The sequence below is a fragment of the Dactylosporangium sp. NPDC006015 genome, from assembly GCF_040614215.1.
GTDB lineage: Bacteria > Actinomycetota > Actinomycetes > Mycobacteriales > Micromonosporaceae > Dactylosporangium > Dactylosporangium maewongense.
Window position 1 is genome coordinate 145182 of the sequence record NZ_JBEXUD010000016.1, and the last position, 20794, is coordinate 165975.

Below are 20794 nucleotides of genomic sequence, written 5' to 3' on the forward strand. Positions count from 1 at the left end.
GGCGATCAAGTGCGCCGCCGGAGCGGTTCAGCGGCGGCTGACGGCCGAAGCCGCGGGTGGCCGCACGCGGTTCCACCACTGGGACAGCGCGACGGCGAGCAGGACCAGCAGGGCGCCGGCGAGGGCGAACCACGACGTCAGCTCGGTCTTCTTGCGCTGGAGGGTGACCTGGCTGGGCAGGTCGCGGAGCACGTCGCCGAGGGCTTCGGCGTCCTCGGCCTTGAAGTACTTGCCGCCGGTGGTCTCGGCGACCTTCGTGAGGGTGCCCTCGTCCATGTCCTGGAAGCGGCCGCGGCCGCCGAACTGGCCGCCGGGGCCGGGGCCGCCGCGGAACTGGCCGCCGCCGCTGCTGATCTGGTCGCTGGAGCAGACCATCGGGGAGGGGACGGAGGTGCCGAAGCCGATCGTGTAGACGCGCAGGCGGCGGGCCTCGGCGGCGGCCGCGGCGGTCATCGGGTCGACGCCGTCGGTGTTGCGGCCGTCGGTGAGCACGACGATGGTGTCGGGCTCGTACTCGCCGGTGGCGACGCCGTCGTCGGGGACCTCGACGCCGGTCGGTGGGACGTCGGGGTTGATCTCGGCGATCGCGTCGATGGAGGTGAGGATGGCCAGGCCGATCGCGGTGCCGCGGGCGGTGCGCAGGCCGTCGATGGCGTCGAGGAGCTGCCTGGTGTCGGTGGTCGGCGGCACGATCAGCCCGGCGATGCCGGAGAACGCGACCAGGCCGATCTTCTGGTTGCCGTCGTGCTCCTTGATGAACTCCCGGGCGGCCTTCTGCGCGGCGGTGAGCCGGTTGGGTGAGACGTCGGTGGAGCACATCGAGCCGGACACGTCCATCGCCAGGATGATCGTCGCGGCGCTGTCCGGCACGACGACGGACGCCTCCGGCCGGGCGGCGGCGGTGCCGGTGACGAGCAGTCCAGCGGCGAAGAGCCACAGCGGGATCCGGCGTTTCCATGATGTACGGCCGGGCAGCGCCGCCCGGATCAGCCCCACGCTCGGCAGCCGGACCGCGGCGCGGCGGCGACGGCGGCGGGTCCACCAGCGGACCGCGAGGAGCAGCGGAAACGCCAGCAGCGCGACGAGGGCCCACGGCCAGTGCAGCGACATCAGAGGATCCGTCCGAACCAGGTGGTCATCAGTACTCCCCCGATGGTGAGCAGCAGCACGGCGAGCGCCGCGGCGGCGCCGGTCAGCTCGACCGGCTTCGTCTGCACGGTGAGCCGGAGGTCCAGCGACTCGTACACGTCGTGGAGGGCCTCGGCGTTCTCGGCGCGGTGGTAGCTGCCGGTGGTGGTCTTCGCGACCTCGGTGAGCAGCTCCTCGTCCAGGGATGTCGCGACCTGGAAGCCGTCGACCTCGACGGTGGTGCCGTCGACGGTGCCGACGCCCACGGTCTCGATGTGGACGCCCGCGGTCGCGGCGAGCTGGGCGGCGGCGACGGCGTCGGGTCCGCCGGTGTTCTCGCCGTCGGAGAGCAGCACGATGGTGGCGTTGCCCCAGTACCCGAGGTCCGGCGCGGGCCGGCCGTCCTCCGGGAGGGTGGCGGGCTTGCCGGCGATGACCGTGAGGGAGGCGAGGATCGCCTGGCCGAGGGAGGTGCCGCCGTTGACCCGGAGGCGTTTGATGGCGGCGGTCGTCGCGGCCCGGTCCTCGGACGGCTGCTGGGTGGTGAGCGCGCCCTCGTCGAACGCGACGACGCCGATGCTGACGCTGTCGGGCTGCGCGTCGGCGAACTCGATCGCGGCGGCCTGGGCGGCGGCGAGCCTGGTGGGTGCGACGTCGTCGGCGCCCATGCTGTTGGACACGTCGAACGCGAGGATCACGGTCCCGGCGGCGCGCGCGACCGGCAGCTCGGCCTGGGGACGGGCGACGGAGAGCAGCAGCAGGGTCAGCGCGACGAGAAACAGCACGGGCGGCAGGTGGCGGCGGAGCCCGTCCTTCTTCGCCGTGGCAAGTCCAGCCGAAGAGAGCGCGAGGCTGCGCTGCCGCTGCAGCCACCAGTACGCCACGAACACCGCAAGAGCGACAACCACTCCGGCAACCAGCAGCCAAGGGTTCTGGAAGCTCATGCCGACGCCTCCGCTGCGCTCCGGCATCGGCCTGAGCTCCACCCTGCACCCATGATTCGCGGGTCCTCGCTCCGCTGCGGCCCGCTCATGAGCGGCGCCGCTTCGACCAGCGGACCATGTCGACCAGGGCGAGGAGCGGGTCCTGGTCGGTGGTGACGAGGTGCGGGGTCACGCGCGCCCGGCGCATCGCCGCCGCGACCGCGGCCTCGCGGCCGTCGACCTGCTCGCGCAGCCGCTGCTGGAAGAGCGGGTCGCTGGTGTCGACGAGGACCTGCTCCCCGGTCTCGGCGTCCTCGACGAGGACCAGGCCGAGGTCGGGCAGGTCCAGCTCCATCGGGTCGACGACCCGGATCGCGACGACCTCGTGCCGGTGGGTGAGCCGCGTCAGCGACGACTCCCAGTTGACGGCGTCGCCGCTGATGAAGTCGGAGATGACGAAGACCAGGGACCGGCGGCGGGCCTGCGACGCGGCGAGGCGCAACATCCCGTCGACGTCGGTGGCGGCGCCCGGTTTGTCCCCGACGGCCGAAGCAGCCCGGGAGATCTCGTGGGCCAGCCGCAGGACGTGGTTGCGGCCGGTGCGCGGCGGGACGACCCGCTGCAGCCCGTTGTCGTAGAGGACGGCGCCGATCCGGTTGCCTCCATTCGTGAAGAGCCGCGCGAGGCAGACCGCCAGCTCGGTGAGCAGGCCGTCCTTGCCGCCGGAGGTGCCGAAGCGCATCGAGGCCGACAGGTCGAGGACCAGCCAGGCGGTGAGCTCCCGGTCCTCGGTGTACTGGCGCACGTAGGGCTCGTCCAGGCGCGCGGTGACGTTCCAGTCGATGTGGCGGACGTCGTCCTCGTGCGTGTACTCGCGCAGGTCGGCGAAGTCGATGCCGGAACCGCGGAAGACCGTGCGGTAGGAGCCCAGCAACTGCCCGTCGAGTCTTCGGATCACCTGCCACTCCAGGCGCCGCAGCAGCCGGTCGGGTGCGCTCGTCACGGTCAGCGGCTTCCGCTGCGCACCGGCGCCGGCACCGGCAGCGCCGCCATGACCCGGGTGAGGATCGTGTCGGCGGTGATGTCGTCGGACAGCGCCTCGTAGGACAGCACGAGCCGGTGCCGGAACACGTCGAGGGCGAGCTCGGTCAGGTCGCGTGGGATGACGTAGTCGCGGCCGCGGATGAACGCGAGGGCGCGCGCGGCGAGGACCAGGTTGATCGAGGCGCGCGGGCTGGCGCCGAAGCTGATGTACCGCGCGAGGTCGCCCTGCCCGACCTCCTCGGGCCGGCGGGTCGCGTTGGCGAGGCGGACGGAGTACTCGATGAGCGCCGGGTCGACGTAGACCTGCTCGACCTCGCCCTGCATCTCGATCAGCCGGGTGGGGTCGACGATCGCCTGCAGCAGCGGCGCCGGGGAGATGGCCCGCTCGACGATGACGAACTCCTCCGTCGGGCTCGGGTAGCCGACGACGACCTTCATCATGAACCGGTCGACCTGCGCCTCGGGCAGCGGATACGTGCCCTCGGACTCGATCGGGTTCTGGGTGGCCATGACCAGGAACGGCCGCGGGATGTGGTGCGTCTCCCGGCCGATCGTCACCTGCTGCTCCTGCATGACCTCCAGCAGCGCGCTCTGCACCTTCGCCGGCGCCCGGTTGATCTCGTCGGCGAGCAGCAGGTTGGTGAACACGGGTCCGAGCGACACCTGGAACTGGCCGCTGACCTGGTGGTACACGCGGGTGCCGACGATGTCGGCGGGCACCAGGTCGGGGGTGAACTGGACGCGGTGGAACTGCCCGCCGATCGCCGACGCGAGCGCCTTCACGGCGAGGGTCTTGGCCAGGCCGGGGACGCCCTCGACGAGGATGTGCCCGCGCGACAGCAGGGCGACCATGAGCCGCTCCAGGAGCGCGTCCTGCCCGACGATGGTCTTCTTGACCTCGTACAGGACCTGCTCGACCGCGCTGGTGATGCCGCTTTCGGATGGTGTGTCCACGTATCGTCCTTACGTCTGCGAGCGGGTGCTTACTGCTGTGGTGCCTGGTCTCCGCCACCCGCGCCGAGGGCGGCGCCGATCGGCACGGCGAAGCCGACGCCGACGAACGTGCCGGCGGAGGTCGGGTTGGCGAGGGCCACGACGATCGCGATCGTCTCGCCCTTGGCGTTGAGGAGCGGGCCGCCGGAGCTGCCGGGGTTCACGGCCGCGTCGAACTGGATGAGGCCGGTGAGCTTGGTGCCGTCGGGGTTGGTCGCGGTGCGATGCAGGCCGGACACGACGCCGGCGGTGGCGCTGCTGGTGAGCCCGAGCTGGTTGCCGATCGCGATGACGGTGTTGCCGACGGCGAGCCGCTCGGAGTTGCCGATGACGGCGGGGACCAGCACGTCCGGCAGCCCTTCGGGGGCGAGCGCGGCGATGTCGAGGGCCGGGTCGGACTGGGCGACCTTCGCCGGGGTCTTGGTGCCGTCGGCGAAGATGACCTGGATGCCGGCGGCGCCCTCGACGACGTGGAACGCGGTCAGGATGATCCCCTGCGCACTGGCGACGACGCCGGTGCCGGTCGCGGTGACGGCCTCGCCGTTCATGGCCTGGATGGTGACGACCGACGGGGCGACGGCCGCGTAGACCTGCGCGATCGTGGGCGGCCCGGACGCCGACGGCGAGGGCGACGCCGACGGGCGCGGCTTCGCCGTCTCGGCTCCGCCGCCGCCGGCCTGGAACGCGACGTAGGCGGTCAATGCCAGCGCGAGCAGGACCACGGCAGCGAGCAGCACGTTCCTGCGGGGGGCGGGCAGCTTCGGCCACTGCCGGGGCGGGCGCGGCGGGGCGTCGTCACCTTGGGCGAGGACGTCGCCCTGGGCCGGGACATCGAACTCGACCTCAAGGTCGCGTGGTGCCTCCTCGCGGCGCATGCAACCAACGTAACGGTGCTTCCTGGGAGCCAGGTAAGAACTTTCTGCCAAATCAAATTCTCATCCGGCAATCACCGGGTCCTGATGTCCTTTCCCGGCGGGTGCCGATCGTTCCATGGTTGAGTTCCCGAGATGGAAGGAGCGGTCCGATGCCGCAGTACCTCGCACTGACCTACACCGCCGACGTCGACTGGTGGGCGCCGGAGCAGGCGGCCGAGCTCGCCGAGTACCGGCAGTTCGCGGTCGACAACGCCGGCAGCCTCCGGGCGAGCGCCGTCCTGCACCCGACGGCGACGGCCACCGTGGTCCGGGTGGAGGGCGCTCGCGGCGGGAAGGTCGTCACGACCGACGGCCCGTACGCGGAGACGAAGGAGGCCCTGACCGGCTACTACCTGATCGAGGCCGCCGACCTGGACGAGGCCGTCGCGATCGCCGCGCAGATCCCGGCGGCGTGGGGCGGCGCCGTCGAGGTCCGCCCGGTCATCGCCGCCAGGTAGACGGCGTGCACGACACCGTCGCCGAGACGGTCCGGGTGGAAGGGGCGCGGATCCTCGCGACCCTGATCCGGACCGTCGGCGACGTCCAGATCGCCGAGGACGCCGTGCAGGAGGCGGCCCTCGCGGCCCTCGGGGCGTGGCCGGTGACCGGGGTGCCGCCGCAGCCCCGCGCGTGGCTCACCGTCACCGCCCGCCGCAAGGCCATCGACATCCTGCGCCGCGAGCAGGCCCGCCGCGGCAAGGAGGAGGAAGGCACCCGGATGATCGAGCTGGCCCGCGCCGACCTGCCGCCCGACGAGGTCGTGCACGACGACCTGCTCCGGCTCATCTTCACCTGCTGCCATCCGGCGCTGTCGCCCCCGACGCAGGTCGCCCTCGCGCTGCGGACGCTGTGCGGCCTGTCGCCCGCGCAGATCGCGGGGCTGCTGCTCAGTACCGAGGCGGCGACGGAGAAACGGCTCACCCGCGCCCGGCAGAAGATCGCCGCCGCGCACATCCCCTACCGGGTGCCGGCGCCCTCGGAGCTCCCGGCGCGGCTCCCCGCGGTGTGCGGCGTGATCCACAGCCTGTACACGTCGGGGCACGCCACCTATGACGTGGACGCCTGCCGCGAGGCGGTCCGGCTCGCCGAGCTGCTGCACGCGCTGCTCCCCGGCCAGCCCGCGCCCGCCGCCGTCCTCGCGCTGCTGCTGCTCACCGAGGCCCGCCGGCCCGCCCGCCTCGACGCCTCCGGCGCCGTGGTCACCCTCGACTGCCAGGACCGCACGCAATGGGACGCGGCGGCGATCGCCCGCGGGATCGCGCTGCTCAACGCGTCGCTGGAGGCGTCGCAGCGGCGCGCCGACCCGTATCAGCTGCAGGCGGCGATCGCCGCGGAGCACGCCCGCGCCACCTCCTACGACGGCACCGACTGGCCGGAGATCCTGCGCCTGTACGACCTGCTCATGTCGGTCGCCCCGAACCCCGCGGCGGGGCTGGCCCGGGCCGTCGCCGCCGCGGAGGCGTCGGGTCCGGCGGCCGGCCTCGCCCTGCTCGCGGACCTGCCGCCGGATCCGCGCTGGCACGCGGTGCGCGCCGACCTGCTCGCCCGGGCCGGCCGCCACGCGGAGGCGGTCGAGGCCCTCACCTCGTCCCTCGCCGGCACCGTCACCGACGTGGAGCGCCGCCACCGCGAGCAGCGCCTCGCCGAGCTGCGCGGGATGGCCTGACATGTCCGACATCCTGGCGGCGGCGCTGCGCCGGTACCCCGGCGACGAGATCGGCCGGATGCTGGGTTCCCCGGCGCTGCGGGCCGGCGGGCGCTGCTACGCCTTCGTCGTCGGCGACGACCTGATCGTGAAGCTGCCGGCGGCCCGGGTCGCGGAGCTCGTCGCGGGCGGGGCCGGCCGGCCGTGCTCCCCGCGCCCGGGCCGGCCGATGCGCGAGTGGGTCCGCGTCCAGCCCGACCTGTCCTACGTCGTGGAGGCCCGGACGTTCGTCGCCGGGCCGTCACCGGGCTGATCTCCGGGCTGATCTCCAAGCTGATCACCGGCGATGGCCCGCAGCATCGGCAGGTTCTTGCTGATGATGCCGGAGACACCGAGCTCGCGGGCCCGGGCCAGGTCGCTCTCGGTGTCGACCGACCACACCATGACCAGGTCGCAGTGCTGGTGCAGCTCCTCGACGACCTGCGGGGTGAGCAGGCTGAGCCGGATGGACAGCCCGGCGACCCGCTGCCGGCGCACCAGCAGCCGCGCCTTGGCCAGCTCGCGCTTGTTGCCCGCCGAGTAGACCCGCCGTACGTGCGGCTGGTCCTCGAACGCGTCCAGCATCCGCCACTGCCTGGAGCACACCGCCACCGGCGCCCCGGGCGCGGCCTCCCGCAGCGCGGCCGCGGTCGCCGGCGCCACCCCGAGGAACGGCCCCTTCAGGTCCAGCATCAGCCGCGGTTCCCCCGCCGCCGTCGCGAGCACCTCGGCCAGCAGCGGCACCGGCGTGTCGCGGCGGCGCGCCACGTCCCGCCACGGCTCCCACAGCAGCTGCGGCCCGAGCGCCTTGGCGTGCCGCATCTCCAGGGCACCCCGGTACAGCCTGACGTCGGCCTCGACGAGGTCGACCCCGGCGTCGAGCGCGTCCCGCAGCTCCGCCAGGTTGTTGCCCGCCCGGTGCGCACACAGCAGCATCCCCGTCACCGCGACACGATAACGCGCCCGGCGGGCGGCCCGGCAAAGCCCGGCCGCCCGTGTGGCGAACGGTCAGTAACCGATCGCCGTGGCGGCGACGTCGCGCATCGAGGTGGCGGTCGCGGCGGCGGCGTACAGGTTGCTGAGCGGGCGGGGCGACTCGCGGAACAGGATGCCGTAGAGGGTGGCGGCGTCCAGGTAGACGGCGGTGTCGTCGGGGTGCCTGCGCACGCCTGTCAATCCCTCGGAGAGCGCTCCCCCACCGAGGCGATCGGCCGCAGGGCGCGGCGGCGCACGTCGTCGCCGCGGTCCCAGACCAGCTCGTCGAACCGCGCGCCGGCCGGGTCGTTGCCCTCGGCGATCAGCTCGCGCCGGGCGACCTGGGCCGCCGACACGCGGTGCCGGTAGTCGTTGAACACCTGCACCTCGCCCTCCGGCCACTCCAGCTCCAGGTAGTCCATGCCCCGGTGCGCGTTCTGGCCGAGCAGGTAGACGCCGGGGGCGTAGGCGCGCAGGTCGGGCGCGGACGCGGTCAGCGCGAGCAGCCCGCCGACCCGGCCGATCTGCGTCCGCGGTCTCCGCGCCGGCACGAACGGCGGCGACTCCACGCTGCGCGTCCGCTCATACCAAGGGATCGCCCGCTCCGCCGCCACCGGGTCGAGGCCGTGCGTGTGCCAGCGGACGGTGCCCTCGGGCGCGCCGCGCAGCGGCAGCTGACGCCGCAGGTCCCGGAACGCGCGGGTGCTCATGCCGGTCAGGTCCGACGGCATGAGCACGATCGGGTCGCCGGGGGCGGCGTCGAACGGGTTCGGGTCGATGTGCGGCAGGTCGATGACCACGAGGGTGTCCTGGCGCCGCTGGAACGACAGCCCCCACAGCAGCCGGCCCAGCAGCCGCGCGCTGCGCCAGTCGCCCAGGATGTGCCACGTCCCGTGGTGGAAGTTCGTGCTGAACCGGCAGTCGGTGCCGGCCCGCGGCGAGATGACGGTGCGCGCGCGACCGTCCAGCCACACCGTCCTGCGGTGCAGCTTCATGCGGTCCCCGACGTGACCGGCGCCCGCCGGCCGCTGTTGACGTTGCACGTCCACCTCCGGCGCACAGTGCAGCACCGGCGCCGCCGCACCGGCAACGCATTTCGATGCCGGGTAAGGTCGGCCGGGTGTTCGACGCGTTCTTCCGGCGCGCGACGGGTGGCCCGCCGGACCCGGTGCTGGCCGGGCTCGCCCGCGACGGTCTGCCCGGCACGGTCCCGGCCGTCCCTGACCCGTCGCACCTGGTGCTCGTGTGGCTTTGGCGGCGTCTGTACGAGCTGGCGCCGCGCCGGCTGCTGCTCGCGCTGCCGCACGGGGTCCCGCTGGAACCGGTCGCCGGGGACGTCGCGCGGTGGCTCGACGCGCTCGACCTGACCGGCGAGGTCAGCGTGCACGTGGTGATGGGCGGCGCCGGCGAGGCCGACCGGCGGTGGCGCCTGCACCCGCACCGGCCCGCGGTGGTGATCGGGTCCGCCGACGCGCTCGCCAGCAAGGCCCTCAACCGCGGCTACGGGCTGTTCCCGGGGGCGTGGCCGATCGACTTCGCCCTCGTCACCAACGGCGCGCACTGGATCGTCGCCGAGCCGCACCGGTCCCCCACCGCGACCGCCACCCTGCTGCGGCTGCTGTCGTTCGCCGCACCGGACGGGCCGTGGCCGACCGCCGAGCCGCTGTCGCTCACCTGCGTGTCGCCGGCTCCCGCCGCCGCGCCGCCGTCGCTGTCGCGGGCGGACCTCGTCGCCCTGTTCGACACGACGGCCGAGGTCGACGTGACGCCGTACCTCTCCGAGACCGGCGACTTCGACGTGCAGGTCGCGTGGGCGCGGTGGACGCCGGCCGACGGCTCGGGACGGCCCGTGCCGGAGGTCCGGCCGCCGGAGCAGCGGTGGCGGACCCCGGTGCCGTCCCGCGCCGTCCGGGCCTTCGCCGGCCGGGTCGCCGTCTGGTGGTTCGACCACGCCGACGGCGGCTGGGCCCGGGTGACGGCGGACTCGCCGCTGCGGCCCGGGGAGACGGTCCTCGTGGCCGCGCACGACGGCGGCCTCGACGCGTCCACGGGCGGGCCGGTGGACCCGGCGCCCGACGTGGACCCGGTCCCGCGGCCGGTCGGTCCGGGCACCGGTCCGGGCACCGGGTGGCTGTCGCTCGACCAGCACAGCGCCGACGTCCGTGACCAGGTCCGGGCGCTGCTGAGCACCCTCGGCCCGGACCTGCCGCCGGGCGCGGCGCACGCCGCCGTCACCGCCGGGTTCACGCACGACCTCGGCAAGGCGCACCCGACGTGGCAGGACGCGCTCTGCTGCCTGGCCGGTGACCCGGAGCCGGCGTGGATCACGGCGGGCCGGCCGTGGGCGAAGTCGGGGATCGACGCACCGCTGCGGTTCCGCGACGACGTCGCCTACCGGCACGAGTTCGGGTCGCTGCTGCTGCTCGACGGGCCGATGCGCGGGCTGCTCGACGGCGTCGACGACCCCGATCTCGTTCGCTACCTGGTCCTGGCGCACCACGGCAACCTCCGCCTGCACGTGCCGCTGCCCGGGGACGTCGGCGCCGGCCTGGCCGTCGCCGTGCCGGCGCTGCTCGGGCAGCCCGCCGGCGTCCTGGCGGGCGACCCGACGGTCGGGTGGCCGGCGACGGCGGCCGGGCTGCGCGACCGGCACGGGCCGTTCGTCCTCGCATACCTGGAGATGCTGGTCAGGGTCGCGGACTGGCGGGCGAGCGCGGGGCTGCCGGACGCGTCGTGACCGGGCTTGACGGCGGGTGTCAGGCTCGGGGCCATGCCTTCGAAGCCGGCGCCTCCGGTCGGGGCGGCGGCGCCGGCGCGCCGGCGCTGGTGGCAGTGGCGCACCGTCCGTGGCCTGGCGATGCTCGCCGCCGCCGGCCTGCACAGCGTGCTGCTGCTCATCGTCGGCAGCGTGCTCTGGGTCCGTTCGTCCGCCGACGGCCACCTGTACACCGAGCAGACGGTGCCGGTCGCGCCGGTCGCGCTGGTGTTCGGCGCTCAGGTGTACGCCGACGGGACCCCCTCGCCGTTCCTGGAGGCGCGGCTGGAGCTCGCCCGACGGCTGCTCGAGACCGGGAAGGTCAAGGTGCTGCTCGTCTCCGGCGACAACATGCACCACGACTACGACGAGCCCACCGCGATGCGCGCCTGGCTGATGGAGCACGGCGTGCCCGACCGGAAGATCGTCCGGGACTACGCCGGCTTCGACACCTACGACACGTGCGCCCGCGCGAAGCGCGTCTTCGGCGTCACCCAGGTGACCGTGGTGACGCAGTCGTTCCACCTGCCCCGCGCGGTCATGCTGTGCCGCCGGCTCGGCCTGGACGCCGCCGGGGTCGGCGACGACAGCGTCAGCAAGTTCAAGTCCGTGTGGCGGGCCAACGCCCGCCGCGAGTACCCGGCCTGCGTCAAGGTCGTCTACGACGTGGCGTCCGGCCGCGACCCCGTCTACCTCGGGCAGCACGAGACCGGCGTGGAGGACGCGCTGCGCTCCGGCTGATTTCCGCGGACCGCTCAACCTCCGCCGCGCCCGCCCCCGTCGGACGGGGTGAAGGCGACAGGGAGGAGCCCGGATGCGCGGCGACAGCGAGGCCGACTACACGACGTACGTGTCGGCGCGGCTGACAGCGCTCCATCGCGCCGCATATCTGCTGTGCGGCGGGGACCAGGACCGTGCCGACGACGTCGTGCAGGTCACCATCACGAAGCTGTACCGGCACTGGCGGCGGGCCAGCGGCGCCGAGAACCTCGACGCGTACGTGCACCGGATGCTGGTGCGCACCTACATCGACGAGAAGCGCCGGCTGTGGTCACGGGTGCGGCTGCTGCCGCACGCCGACGACGAGCGGCCCGGCGCCGACCGGCCGTATGACGCCGCCGACGACCGGGGCGTGCTCATCGCCGCGCTGCGCAGTCTGCCGCAGCGGCAGCGCGCCGTGATCGTGCTGCGGTTCCTCCTCGACCGGCCGGTCGAGGAGGTCGCCGAGACGCTGGGCTGCTCCGCCGGCACCGTCAAGAGCCAGTCCTCCAGGGGCCTCGCCGTGCTGCGGGCCGCGCTGACGCCGGCGCCCGCTCCGGCCAAGACGATGGGAACACTGCGATGACCACAGATGACGAGCTCCGTGACCTGCTGCTGGCGGTCGAGGTGCCGCCGACGACCGCCGACATCGGGCTGGCCATCGCCACCGGCCGCCGCCAGGCCGCCCGACGTGGCGCGATCCTGGCCGGTGCGGCGACCGCGCTGGTCGTCGCCGGCGGCACCGCCTACGCGCTCGGCGCCGCCGCACCGGACGGGCACCGCGGCGCGCCCGCCGCGCATGGGCCGCAGGACCCGCCGTTCGCGGCGTGCGCGGTCGACACGATCCAGGTCCCGGGCGCCCCCGGCATCCCGGTGGTCGACCCCTCGGGTCGTTACGTCGTCGGTTCCGTCGGGGGGATCGCGTCCCGTATCACGGACGGGCAGGCCGTGGCCTACCCCGGCGCGACCGGCGAGGTGGTGGCGGTCAACGTCGACGGGGTGATCGCCGGCTACGACGACGTCGTCAGTTCGAGCCAACAGCTGGCGTGGACCTACCGCGACGGCGCGAAGACGATGCTACCGAAGCTGGCCGGGTACCCGTACACGACGCCGACCGCCCTCAACGCCCGCGGCGACGTCGTCGGGTACGCCTCGGGCGAGGCCGGCGACGACAACGTCCCGGTCCTGTGGCCGGCGGACCGCCCCGGCACCGTCGTCGCGCTGCCGATGCCGCCCGGGTTCGGCACGCCGGGCACCGGCGGCTCGCACGCCAGCGGCGTGTCCGACGACGGCGTCGTCGTCGGCGTGGTCCGTGGGGCGGCGGTCCGCTGGGTGCACGAGGGCAGCCCGACGCTGCTGCCGCTGCCGGCCGGCTACGAGGGCGCCGAGGCCGTGGCGGTGCGCGGCACCTTCGCGTACGGCTGGGCGGCGGTCACCGGCGGCAACCGGGTCGTGCCGGTCCGCTGGTTCCTCTCCTCCGCGGCGGGCGACTCCGCGTTCGTGATGGCGGGCGCCCCGTCCGACATCGCCGACGGCACCCCGACCGGCTGGTCGATCACCATCGGCGGCGACCTGCGCGAGCCGGTCCGGCTCTCCCCCGGCGGCGCCGTCCAGCGGCTGCCGCTGCCGCCGGGTGTGCGGCCGCTGCCCGCCGGATCCGGTGCCGGCGCGCGCTCGATCAGCGACGACGGCCGCACCGTCACCGGCGCGACCGGGGACCGCCGGCTGCTGATCTGGCACTGCGACCCCCCGTCCTGAGCTCTGGGGGGGCTCCGTTGCCGGGCCGCTTCTTTGGCGGCCCGGCTTCAGGGGCGCTTCGTCAGGTCCTTGCCCTCGATGCCGAGCAGGGGCGCGGTCGTCGGGCAGTCCGTCGACGGGCACTCGCGCGGGTGGGCGAGGAACGCCGCGTGCTCGATCGGGACCACCGTGACGGCGAGGGGCTGGAACGGCCCGCGGGACCAGTAGCGCTCGGTGCTGGCCGCCCGTCGCAGCGCGCGGTCCAGGGTAGGGCTGAACTGCGTGAAGTCGTGGCAGACGAGGACCGGACCGTAGCCCGGCCAGTCGATGCGCACCGCGAACCCGTCGCCCGGCGCCGGGCGCCGCAGCACCGCGCGGACGAGATCGGTGAGGTCTTTGCGAAGCATCGGCGAACCACCCTTCCAAGGACCAACGACCGACCAACGTAGACGTTATTCGTACACGTGTACGAACGCCAGCGTTGCGGGTGGTCTTTGTCAGGACGGTTCGGTGACCTTCTCCACCAACGGCGCGGGGGTCGCCGTGAAGTGGTCGCTGAGCCGGCGGTACGGGCGGCTGCGCAACGCGACGACACTGGCGGCCAGGCCGACGAACCCCGTCAGGACGAACACGAGCGCCAGGCCGCGGTCGGCGCCGGTGCCGAACCAGTCGCCGATCAGGCGGGCGCCGGCGCCGTCGGTCATCAGCGGGATGAACACGAACTGGGCGACCGGCGCGATCAGGAACGCGGTCAGCGGCGACGCGGCCTGTTCGACGCTCTGGGCGAAGCCGAACACGCGCCCCTGCCGCTCGTACGGGACCACCTTCTGCAGGATCGTCTGCTCGGCGGCCTCCGCGTAGGGGACGAGCACCATGTACACGAGCATCCCCGCGCCGAGCAGGACGATCGACGACCTGGCCGGGAACAGCACGGTGACGGTCCACAGCACGACGTTGACCAGCAGGAGCAGGCGGACCGGGCGGCTGCCGAGGCCGGTCCGGGCGACGCACAGGCCGCCGACGATCAGCCCGGCGCTCAGCGCGCCCCACAGCAGGCCCCACGTCCGCACGTCGACGAGCGACAGCCCGTACGCGTCCATGAGCGCCATGTAGACGCCGCCGAGGAAGTTGTTGAACGTCGAGAACAGGATGAGCGCGGTCAGGCCGGGCACCTCACCCACGACGCGCATGGTGCCCTTGAGGTCGACGCTGCGCCGCGGCTCCTCGCCGTCCTCGGCGGTCGCCACGGCCGCCGGGACCACGCGCAGGAGCGACATGTGCACGACCGCCGCGGCCAGCACCGCGAGGGCCATGACGAGGACCCAGAACATGCCGCCGATCGCCACCAGGAAGCCGCTGATCACCGACGTCACCAGGAACGACACCCCCGACGTCGTGCCGACGAGCCCGTTGGCCCGGTCGCGGTCGCCCTCCTCGATGAGCGCCGTCACCATCGTCGGCAACGCGATCGTGCGGATGTTGCCGGCGATGACGCCGAACATGAGCAGCACGATCATCACCCACAGCGGCACACTCGCCGGGTCCTTGAACTCCTCCCGCGGCACCGTCTGGTAGACGCCGAACGCCGCCGCGTACAGCAGGAACGACGCGACCGCGGACACCTGCATCATCGTCGTCTTGCTGTGATGGTCGACGAGACTGCCGAACCAGATCCCGGTCACGGCCGTCATGACCAGGAAGATGCCGGACACGAGCCCGGTCGCGAACACCGACCGCGTCTCCAGGTACACGTAGAACGTGATCGCGAACCACACCGTGAAGTTGACCACCGACACGAGCAGCGTGTTGACGAGCAGCTGGTAGAAGGTCCTGCGATCTCCCCGAATGGCGGCCATGCAGACGATCGTAGGACCTCACCGGGACTTCAGGTCCAGTTCGGATCGCCTACGATGCGCCGATGCAGATCACCATGTGGGTGCCCTACGACGAGCGGCGCCTGCGCCGCACGATCACGGTCGTGATGCGCCCGCAGGTCCGCCGGATGCGCATCATGGGCGGCATCCTCCTCGCGCTCGGCGTGCTGTTGATCGCGACCGGCGGCCCGCTCGAGCTGATCGTCATGACGCTCGTCCTGGGCGTCCTGATCGGCACCGTGATCGGCCCGCTCACCGCGAGCCGGGCCGTGCGCATGCAGTCGCACGTCATCAAGGACGGCTTCCAGATGACGCTCACCGACGAGTGGGTCGGCGTCGTGTACCCGCTCGTCGAGTCCCGCTACCGCTGGGCGGGCGTGGACAGCGTCGTCGAGACACCGGACGCCTGGTACATGCTGCTCGGCAAGGTCCAGTCGCTCACGATCCCCAAGGACACGATGACCGACGAGCAGCGTGCCGAGTTCGCCGCGTTCCTGCTCGCCGAGCAGCAGCGCCAGGCCGGCCGCGCCTTCCTGGGCCGCCCCCGCTGACCTCCCTCGCAGCGAGGGACCGGGCCGCCGGTCCCTCGCTGTCGGGCCGGTTCGGCTACATCCCCCACTTGCGCAGCAGCGCCCGCATCCGCCGGTCGATCCCGGGGTCCGGTTCGACGCGCGCCGCGGCGGCGACGGCCTCCGCCGCGGCCGGGGTCCCGGCGGGCCAGGCGTCCAGCGCCCGCACGGCCATGTTGCGGTTGCGGACCGTCGCGTTGGCCAGGGCCGCCGCGATCAGGGGCCAGCCCTTGCCGGGGTGCGCGTCGAGGCGGCTGACGACGATGTCGAGGACGTGCTCGGGCCGGTCGCTGCCGAGCCCGAGGTCGAGGGTGGGCCCGGTGGCGAGGTCCGCCAGCGGGAGGAGTTCGGCCGCGAGGTCGAGCACGCCGTCGATGTCGCTCGTACCGTCGACGAGGGAGAACCACAGGTAGGTGTCGAACGGCTCGCGGCGCAGGTGCGCCCGGAGCAGGCCGTCCATCGGCACGTGCAGCTTCTCGGCCACCCAGATCGCCCGCTGGAACTCCTTGGGGTCGGCGCTGTGCAGCGCCCGGTCGAGCAGTTCCCGCCAGGCGGGCCGGGCGGTCAGGGCGTCGCAGGCGTCGCGGAGCCGGGCCCGCTCGGCGGCGGACCACGCCACCGCGTCCGCCTTCGGACCTGAACCCGACGGCCGCACCGTCTGCCCGGCGATGAAGTCGCTCAGTGTGCCGACGACCCCGACCCGGCTCAGGTCCGGCGGGTAATTGCCGGCGTGGGTGAGGTACCGGTCGATGACCCGCGGCCCGTCCGGGTAGTGGGTGATGTCGGCCGCCGGCCCGCCGTGCAGCAGCGCGAGCAGAATCCCGTCGGCGCCGGACAGCAGCGGCTCGTCGATCGCGTCGGGTGCCAGCGCGTCCAGCAGGCCGCCGGTGGTGGCGGCGAGGTGGGCGAGGTACTCATCCATGATCGTGTTGCGGTACCCGTCGCGGAGCAGCCACGCCCGGATCTCCGGGTCGCCGGTGCCGCGCAGCTGCTCCACGGCGTGGATGCGTCCCCAGCCGTCGACCCGGCGGGCCAGTTCGTACACGGCGCGGTCCGGGTCGGGCTGCGAGCCGCGCAGCGCGGCCACGGCGTAGCGGGTGAGGGTGTCGAGGGCGCCGAGCAGGAGCAGCAGGTCGCGGTCGCGCCGGTCGCCGCTGACGCCGAGCAGCATCACGCCGGTGGCGACCTCGTCCCGGCCGGTCCCGTGCCGCGCGAGATGCAGCGCCAGCTCGCGCAGGCGTCCGGCGGGCAGGTCCCGGCCCTGCAACTGCCGGACGAGGTCGTCGGAGCCCGCGGCCGTCGCCGCGGCGCGCAACCGCCGGACAGCGCCGGCTTCCGGCGGGCGGCGTACGACCGCCTCGATGAGGTCGGCCAGGCCGGGGCTCGCGGTGGGCGCGGCGGCCCGGGTCATGTGCTGGGAGCGGATGCCCTCGAGGACCGTGTCGGAGATCAGCGGTGCGGCCGGCCGCGCCTGCCGGTCCGGGAGTGGGTCGCCGCCGTCTGGCCAGGGGCCGGGGCCGTGCGCGGCCCGCAGCGCCATTGCGTGTGCGAGGACGGTGGGGCGATCGTCGTCGGGCGGTGGCAGGTGCCACCCGTGCGGGCTCATCGAGCCGGGCGGAGGCCGCCCTTCCGGTTGATCATCATGCGGTCATGATGCCGGATCGTCGATGGGCCCGCAACAAGCGCGGTCAGCAGGGGCGGCCGTAGTCGTACGGGAGAGCCTGCAGCCGCTCGACGGGGATGTCGCCGAGGATCAGGTACTTCTCGGCGCCGTCCGGGACGATGTCGTCGGGGTCCATGAGGGCGAAGTACGGGTCGACGCCGCCGTTGGCCGCCATGTACGGTCGCGGGTCCTCGGCGTACGTGACGAGCGCGCCCGCCTTGTCGGTCATGATCAGGCCGTACTCCTGCATGGCGCGGGCGATCGTGCGGGCGGCCGGGCTGCGCACCACGCTGATGTCGAACGCCGGGTCGAGGCGGAACCGCTGGCCCTCGCACGGGATGTCGGCGCCCTCGGTGTTGCCGTCGTTGCGGGTCGCCGGCCACGAGTTGCAGTCCTTGCGGGTGCGGACGGTGGCGATGTTGACGGCGTGGTCGATCCTGCCGCGGCGCAGCTCGTCGATGCGGATCGTGAACGCGCCCATCGGCAGGCCGGTCGCGGTCGCGCCGAGCGGGCTGGTGAAGATGCCGGGGTTGCGGGAGTAGTGCTCGATCTTCCCGCCCCAGCACGCCGACCAGTGCCCGGCGGCGTCCCGCTCGGCGCGCCAGAAGTCCCAGTACGTGTCCGTCGACGGCTGGTAGATCGTCACGGCGGCGTCGGTGCCCTTGGACACGATCAGGTCCGCGGGGGTCGGCACCGCCGCGAGGCTGTCGGCGATGACCGGCGCGAGGTGCGGCAGGTTCAGGCAGTCGGAGAACGTCCACCGCTGCGTCGGGGCGTCCCTGCCGACCGTGAAGATCGGCGTGGAGTACTCGTCGGTGTTCACCGCCCACGAGCCGTAGTTGTTCACCTTGTCGAGGCGGATGTTCTCCACGACCGCGGCGGAGTTGGCGGCGAGCGGCACGTGCCGGGGCAGTTTCGTGTTCCACGGCCCCTGTCTGGAGAACCCGTTCACCGGCTTGGTGTGCTGCCCGCCGGCGTGTGCCGGCGCTGCTGTCACTGCTGTCGCTGCTGTCGCTGCTGTCGCTGTGAGCACCGTTGCCAGCGCCGCCAGGATGCGTGGGAGCATGCCGCGCAGCGTAGGGCCACGATGACCGGCCGTGGTGTTCCGTTCGTGCGGGGCGTCCCGGACCTGGGCCGGACGGTGAAACTTCCACTCACAGGCGGGTGCGCAGCCACCTGAACGCGCCCCGTCCGAGGCGGAGCTTCTCCGCCGTGATCCGTTCGAGGCCGGGCAGCGGCTCTGCCAGGCCCCCCGCCAGCAGGAATCCGGTGTGTGCGGCAAGGATCGCCGTGGTGGCGGTTTCCGGCGTACCGACGGGCAGGAACGGCTCGGGGTCGATGCCGTCGGCGGCCACGCTCGACAGGAACGCCACCAGGTCGATGACGGGCGAGCCCCGGCGGGCGTGCGGCCAGTCGACGAACACCACCCGGTCACCGGTCAGCAGGATGTTGTGCGGGTACAGGTCGCCGTGCACGAGCGACCCGCCGCGCGCCGCTTCGAGGCCACTGCGCTCCAGCCCGGCGAGGCGCTGGACGTTGGCGGCGGCCCATTCGTCGTACCGGCGCAATCCGGACAATCGTGAGGAGTCGGACGCAAGGTCGGACCACCCGCCGAGCCGCGGATGGCTGGCGGGGAGCGGGACCGGCGACGGGGTGGCGGCCCGGGCCAGGTCACCGATCGCGCCGACGACGCGGCGGATGTCCTGCGGCGTCCACGGGCGGCCCGGCGACCGGCCGTCGACGTCGTCGAAGGCGAGCACGCACCAGTGGCCGTCGTCGTGCACGCCACGCAGCCGCGGCGCGGGCACCGCCGGCGGCAGGGCTTCGCCGATCCTCGCCTCGGTCCGGTACGCGTCGACCTCGTGCGGCCAGGCGCCGGCGTCGATCCCTTTCACGAACCGGCGTTGCCCGTCCGCGCGCGTCAACCGCACCGCGAACCCGGGCGAGAACCCGTCCGGGCACGCGTCGACCCGACCGACACCTCCCACCAGCGCTTCGACCGTCTTCCGCACGGCCTCCGGCAGATCTGTCCACTGTGGACGCATTTCGGTCCTCCCTTGCGACTGTGTGCGGATCGCACGTAATATCTGTGCGATGCGCACAGATATTGATTCGGGTGGCGGGCCGGCGCTGTTCCGGCTGGTCCGGTTCTGGTCGCGGCGGTGGGCGGCCGGCATCACCCACGACGAGGGCGGCGACGTCACGCACATCCTGGTGCTGGAGGCGATCTCCGCCGCGGGCCGGCCCGCACAGATCGGCGCGGTGGCGGTCGAGCTCGGCCTGGACCGCTCCAACGCGAGCCGGATGCTGGCCGCGACCGTCGCCGCCGGCCTGGTCACGAGGACCGTGTCGCCCCAGGACGCCCGGCGGACGTGGCTCGACCTGACACCTGCCGGCGAGGACCTTCTCGCGGGGGCTCGGGCGTGGCAGGAGCAGACGTTCGCGCGGCTGGTCGCCGACTGGCCCGCGGCGGACGCCCGCCGGTTCGCAGCCTATCTGGTCCGCCTGGCTTCGTCGCCTTCTCCGTCTTCTCCGCCCGCGTCTTCCTCGGACCGTCCTTCAGGAGCGTCATGACCATCGTGCTGAACCACACCATCGTCCCGGTCTCTGATCGCCACCGTGCCGCGCAGCTGCTCGCCGGCCTTCTCGGCGTCGAGGCGGCCCCTCCTGCCGGCCCTTTCGCTCCGGTACGCGTGAACGCCGACCTCACCCTCGACTTCGACGACCGGTCCGGCGCCCGCCCGGGCCACTACGCGTTCCTCGTCGACGACGCCGTCTTCGACGCCGCGCTCGCGTACGCCGAACGAACCGGCCTCCAGTGGAGCTCCGCCCCACACGTCATCGACCACCAGATCAACCACCTGTCCGGCGGCCGCGGCGTCTACGTCCTCGACCCCGACGGCATCGCCTACGAACTCTTCACCGCCGTGCCCTGACCCCCTTGCGGCGGCCGCACCCCGTGCACCGGCGGGACGGCCTGCCCGAGGACGCGACAATTGCGACCACGACCGGCGCCTGCGGCTACCCGGCGGCCGTGCCCTGTGCCCCCGCACCGGCCGCTATCCGACGACCCCACAGTTGCGACCACCCCACGACCGGCACCTGCGGCTACCCGACGCCTGGCAGCTACCCGGCGGCCGCGCCCTCTGCCCCCGCACCGGCCGCTATCCGACGACCCCACAGTTGCGACCACCCCACGACCGGCGCCTGCGGCTACCCGACTACCGGCGCCGGCGGCCTGCGGAAGTACGCGTTCGACGCCGGCAACGCCAGCAACACCCCCGCAGCGACCACCCCGGCCACCGAGGCACCCGCGAGGACGACTGTCAGCGGCCCGTACCAGCCAGGCATCGCCACCTCCATCGCCGCCGCGATCTCATCCGACCCCGCCCCATTGCCAACGATCCGCGCCGACGCCACCACCCCTCCCCCGAGCAGCCCAGGACTCAGGCAGCAAACCCCGATCGCGCAGACCACCCACGCGCCGACCCGCACCCAGTTCCGCGGCCGCCCGAGCAACAACGCCGTCACCGCACACACCCCCGCGACCACCACCGCACCGATCACCCCCGCGATCGCCGCCCCGGTCGCCTCGTCCCCGCCACGCATCCCGCCGTACGCCGAGATGTACGCCCGCCGCAAGTCCTCCAGCAACACCACCCCCAGCAACGCACCAACCACCGTCAGCACCGCAACCCCAAGCAGCAACCACCGCGCCGCGTCCACCGTCCCAGGCCTGCGCACCGCAACTCCCACCGTCATACAACCTCTCCGCT

The 20794-nt window shown here is 73.5% G+C and carries 24 protein-coding genes; 10 read left to right on the top strand and 14 right to left on the bottom strand.

Annotation, left to right across the window (positions count from 1 at the left end; all coding sequences use genetic code 11):
- Positions 1–27 precede the first annotated feature (27 nt).
- The 5 genes from ABZ321_RS27870 to ABZ321_RS27890 form a co-directional block, all read right to left on the bottom strand.
- Positions 28–1110, bottom strand: coding sequence for a VWA domain-containing protein (locus ABZ321_RS27870; protein ID WP_344499309.1), 1083 nt, complete (start codon positions 1108–1110; stop codon positions 28–30).
- Positions 1110–2072, bottom strand: coding sequence for a VWA domain-containing protein (locus tag ABZ321_RS27875; protein ID WP_354896441.1), 963 nt, complete (start codon positions 2070–2072; stop codon positions 1110–1112). Before ABZ321_RS27875 ends, ABZ321_RS27870 begins: the two co-directional genes overlap by 1 nt.
- An 85-nt stretch (positions 2073–2157) precedes the next feature.
- Positions 2158–3054, bottom strand: a complete 897-nt coding sequence (locus tag ABZ321_RS27880) for a DUF58 domain-containing protein (protein WP_354896444.1) — start codon at positions 3052–3054, stop codon at positions 2158–2160.
- Between the two features lie 2 nt (positions 3055–3056).
- Positions 3057–4049, bottom strand: coding sequence for a MoxR family ATPase (locus tag ABZ321_RS27885; protein WP_344499303.1), 993 nt, complete (start codon positions 4047–4049; stop codon positions 3057–3059).
- Positions 4050–4078: 29 nt separating this feature from the next.
- Positions 4079–4963: a trypsin-like peptidase domain-containing protein gene (locus ABZ321_RS27890; protein WP_354896447.1), complete on the bottom strand. Its 885-nt coding sequence runs from the start codon at positions 4961–4963 to the stop codon at positions 4079–4081.
- Between the two features lie 149 nt (positions 4964–5112).
- Here ABZ321_RS27890 and ABZ321_RS27895 point away from each other — a divergent pair, with 149 nt between their 5' ends.
- The 3 genes from ABZ321_RS27895 to ABZ321_RS27905 are packed head-to-tail and all read left to right on the top strand — an operon-like array spanning position 5113 to position 6960.
- Positions 5113–5460: a YciI family protein gene (locus ABZ321_RS27895; RefSeq protein ID WP_344499299.1), complete on the top strand. Its 348-nt coding sequence runs from the start codon at positions 5113–5115 to the stop codon at positions 5458–5460.
- Between the two features lie 5 nt (positions 5461–5465).
- Positions 5466–6668 carry a sigma-70 family RNA polymerase sigma factor gene (locus ABZ321_RS27900; protein ID WP_354896450.1) on the top strand — a complete coding sequence of 401 codons (1203 nt, stop codon included), beginning with the start codon at positions 5466–5468 and terminating at the stop codon, positions 6666–6668.
- A gap of 1 nt (position 6669) precedes the next feature.
- Positions 6670–6960 carry a hypothetical protein gene (locus tag ABZ321_RS27905; RefSeq protein WP_354896453.1) on the top strand — a complete coding sequence of 97 codons (291 nt, stop codon included), beginning with the start codon at positions 6670–6672 and terminating at the stop codon, positions 6958–6960.
- On the opposite strand, the gene ABZ321_RS27910 is transcribed toward ABZ321_RS27905, so the two are convergent.
- The 3 genes from ABZ321_RS27910 to ABZ321_RS27920 all read right to left on the bottom strand — a co-directional run bounded on the left by ABZ321_RS27910 (position 6912) and on the right by ABZ321_RS27920 (position 8704).
- Entirely contained in the window at positions 6912–7622 is a 711-nt protein-coding gene (locus ABZ321_RS27910) for a glycerophosphodiester phosphodiesterase (protein ID WP_354896608.1), read from the bottom strand. The genes ABZ321_RS27905 and ABZ321_RS27910 overlap by 49 nt on opposite strands.
- 72 nt (positions 7623–7694) lie before the next feature.
- Positions 7695–7853, bottom strand: a complete 159-nt coding sequence (locus ABZ321_RS27915) for a hypothetical protein (protein WP_344499293.1) — start codon at positions 7851–7853, stop codon at positions 7695–7697.
- A 5-nt stretch (positions 7854–7858) separates the two neighbouring features.
- Positions 7859–8704, bottom strand: coding sequence for a hypothetical protein (locus ABZ321_RS27920; RefSeq protein ID WP_354896456.1), 846 nt, complete (start codon positions 8702–8704; stop codon positions 7859–7861).
- 77 nt (positions 8705–8781) lie between these two features.
- On the opposite strand from ABZ321_RS27920, the gene ABZ321_RS27925 reads away from it, so the two are divergent.
- The 4 genes from ABZ321_RS27925 (at position 8782) to ABZ321_RS27940 (ending at position 12933) form a co-directional block, all read left to right on the top strand.
- Positions 8782–10398, top strand: coding sequence for an HD domain-containing protein (locus ABZ321_RS27925; RefSeq protein ID WP_354896459.1), 1617 nt, complete (start codon positions 8782–8784; stop codon positions 10396–10398).
- A gap of 33 nt (positions 10399–10431) precedes the next feature.
- The gene (locus ABZ321_RS27930) at positions 10432–11157 is read left to right on the top strand and encodes an ElyC/SanA/YdcF family protein (protein ID WP_344499287.1); all 726 of its coding nucleotides are present in this window, start codon (positions 10432–10434) and stop codon (positions 11155–11157) included.
- Positions 11158–11230: 73 nt separating this feature from the next.
- On the top strand, positions 11231–11761 hold the full coding sequence (locus ABZ321_RS27935; protein WP_344499285.1) for a SigE family RNA polymerase sigma factor: 531 nt from the start codon (positions 11231–11233) through the stop codon (positions 11759–11761).
- Positions 11758–12933: a hypothetical protein gene (locus ABZ321_RS27940; protein WP_354896462.1), complete on the top strand. Its 1176-nt coding sequence runs from the start codon at positions 11758–11760 to the stop codon at positions 12931–12933. Before ABZ321_RS27935 ends, ABZ321_RS27940 begins: the two co-directional genes overlap by 4 nt.
- 47 nt (positions 12934–12980) lie before the next feature.
- On the opposite strand, the gene ABZ321_RS27945 is transcribed toward ABZ321_RS27940, so the two are convergent.
- Positions 12981–13319, bottom strand: coding sequence for a hypothetical protein (locus ABZ321_RS27945; RefSeq protein ID WP_354896465.1), 339 nt, complete (start codon positions 13317–13319; stop codon positions 12981–12983).
- Positions 13320–13409: 90 nt separating this feature from the next.
- Positions 13410–14768 (bottom strand): MFS transporter, encoded by a 1359-nt coding sequence (locus ABZ321_RS27950; protein ID WP_344499279.1) that lies wholly within the window; start codon positions 14766–14768, stop codon positions 13410–13412.
- A gap of 62 nt (positions 14769–14830) precedes the next feature.
- On the opposite strand from ABZ321_RS27950, the gene ABZ321_RS27955 reads away from it, so the two are divergent.
- Positions 14831–15337, top strand: coding sequence for a YcxB family protein (locus ABZ321_RS27955; RefSeq protein ID WP_354896468.1), 507 nt, complete (start codon positions 14831–14833; stop codon positions 15335–15337).
- Positions 15338–15392: 55 nt separating this feature from the next.
- Here ABZ321_RS27955 and ABZ321_RS27960 read toward each other — a convergent pair whose 3' ends face one another.
- The 3 genes from ABZ321_RS27960 to ABZ321_RS27970 all read right to left on the bottom strand — a co-directional run bounded on the left by ABZ321_RS27960 (position 15393) and on the right by ABZ321_RS27970 (position 19063).
- The gene (locus ABZ321_RS27960; RefSeq protein WP_354896471.1) at positions 15393–16961 is read right to left on the bottom strand and encodes a hypothetical protein; all 1569 of its coding nucleotides are present in this window, start codon (positions 16959–16961) and stop codon (positions 15393–15395) included.
- 82 nt (positions 16962–17043) lie between these two features.
- The gene (locus ABZ321_RS27965) at positions 17044–18084 is read right to left on the bottom strand and encodes a hypothetical protein (RefSeq protein ID WP_354896474.1); all 1041 of its coding nucleotides are present in this window, start codon (positions 18082–18084) and stop codon (positions 17044–17046) included.
- Between the two features lie 88 nt (positions 18085–18172).
- Positions 18173–19063: an aminoglycoside phosphotransferase family protein gene (locus tag ABZ321_RS27970; protein WP_354896477.1), complete on the bottom strand. Its 891-nt coding sequence runs from the start codon at positions 19061–19063 to the stop codon at positions 18173–18175.
- A gap of 49 nt (positions 19064–19112) precedes the next feature.
- On the opposite strand from ABZ321_RS27970, the gene ABZ321_RS27975 reads away from it, so the two are divergent.
- The gene (locus ABZ321_RS27975; protein ID WP_354896479.1) at positions 19113–19592 is read left to right on the top strand and encodes a MarR family winged helix-turn-helix transcriptional regulator; all 480 of its coding nucleotides are present in this window, start codon (positions 19113–19115) and stop codon (positions 19590–19592) included.
- On the top strand, positions 19589–19954 hold the full coding sequence (locus ABZ321_RS27980) for a VOC family protein (RefSeq protein WP_354896482.1): 366 nt from the start codon (positions 19589–19591) through the stop codon (positions 19952–19954). The genes ABZ321_RS27975 and ABZ321_RS27980 overlap by 4 nt, the downstream gene beginning before the upstream one ends.
- 277 nt (positions 19955–20231) lie before the next feature.
- Here the strand turns inward: ABZ321_RS27980 and ABZ321_RS27985 are convergent, their stop codons facing one another.
- Complete coding sequence (locus ABZ321_RS27985) at positions 20232–20744, bottom strand: hypothetical protein (RefSeq protein WP_354896485.1); 513 nt, start codon at positions 20742–20744, stop codon at positions 20232–20234.
- Between the last annotated feature and the right edge of the window lie 50 nt (positions 20745–20794).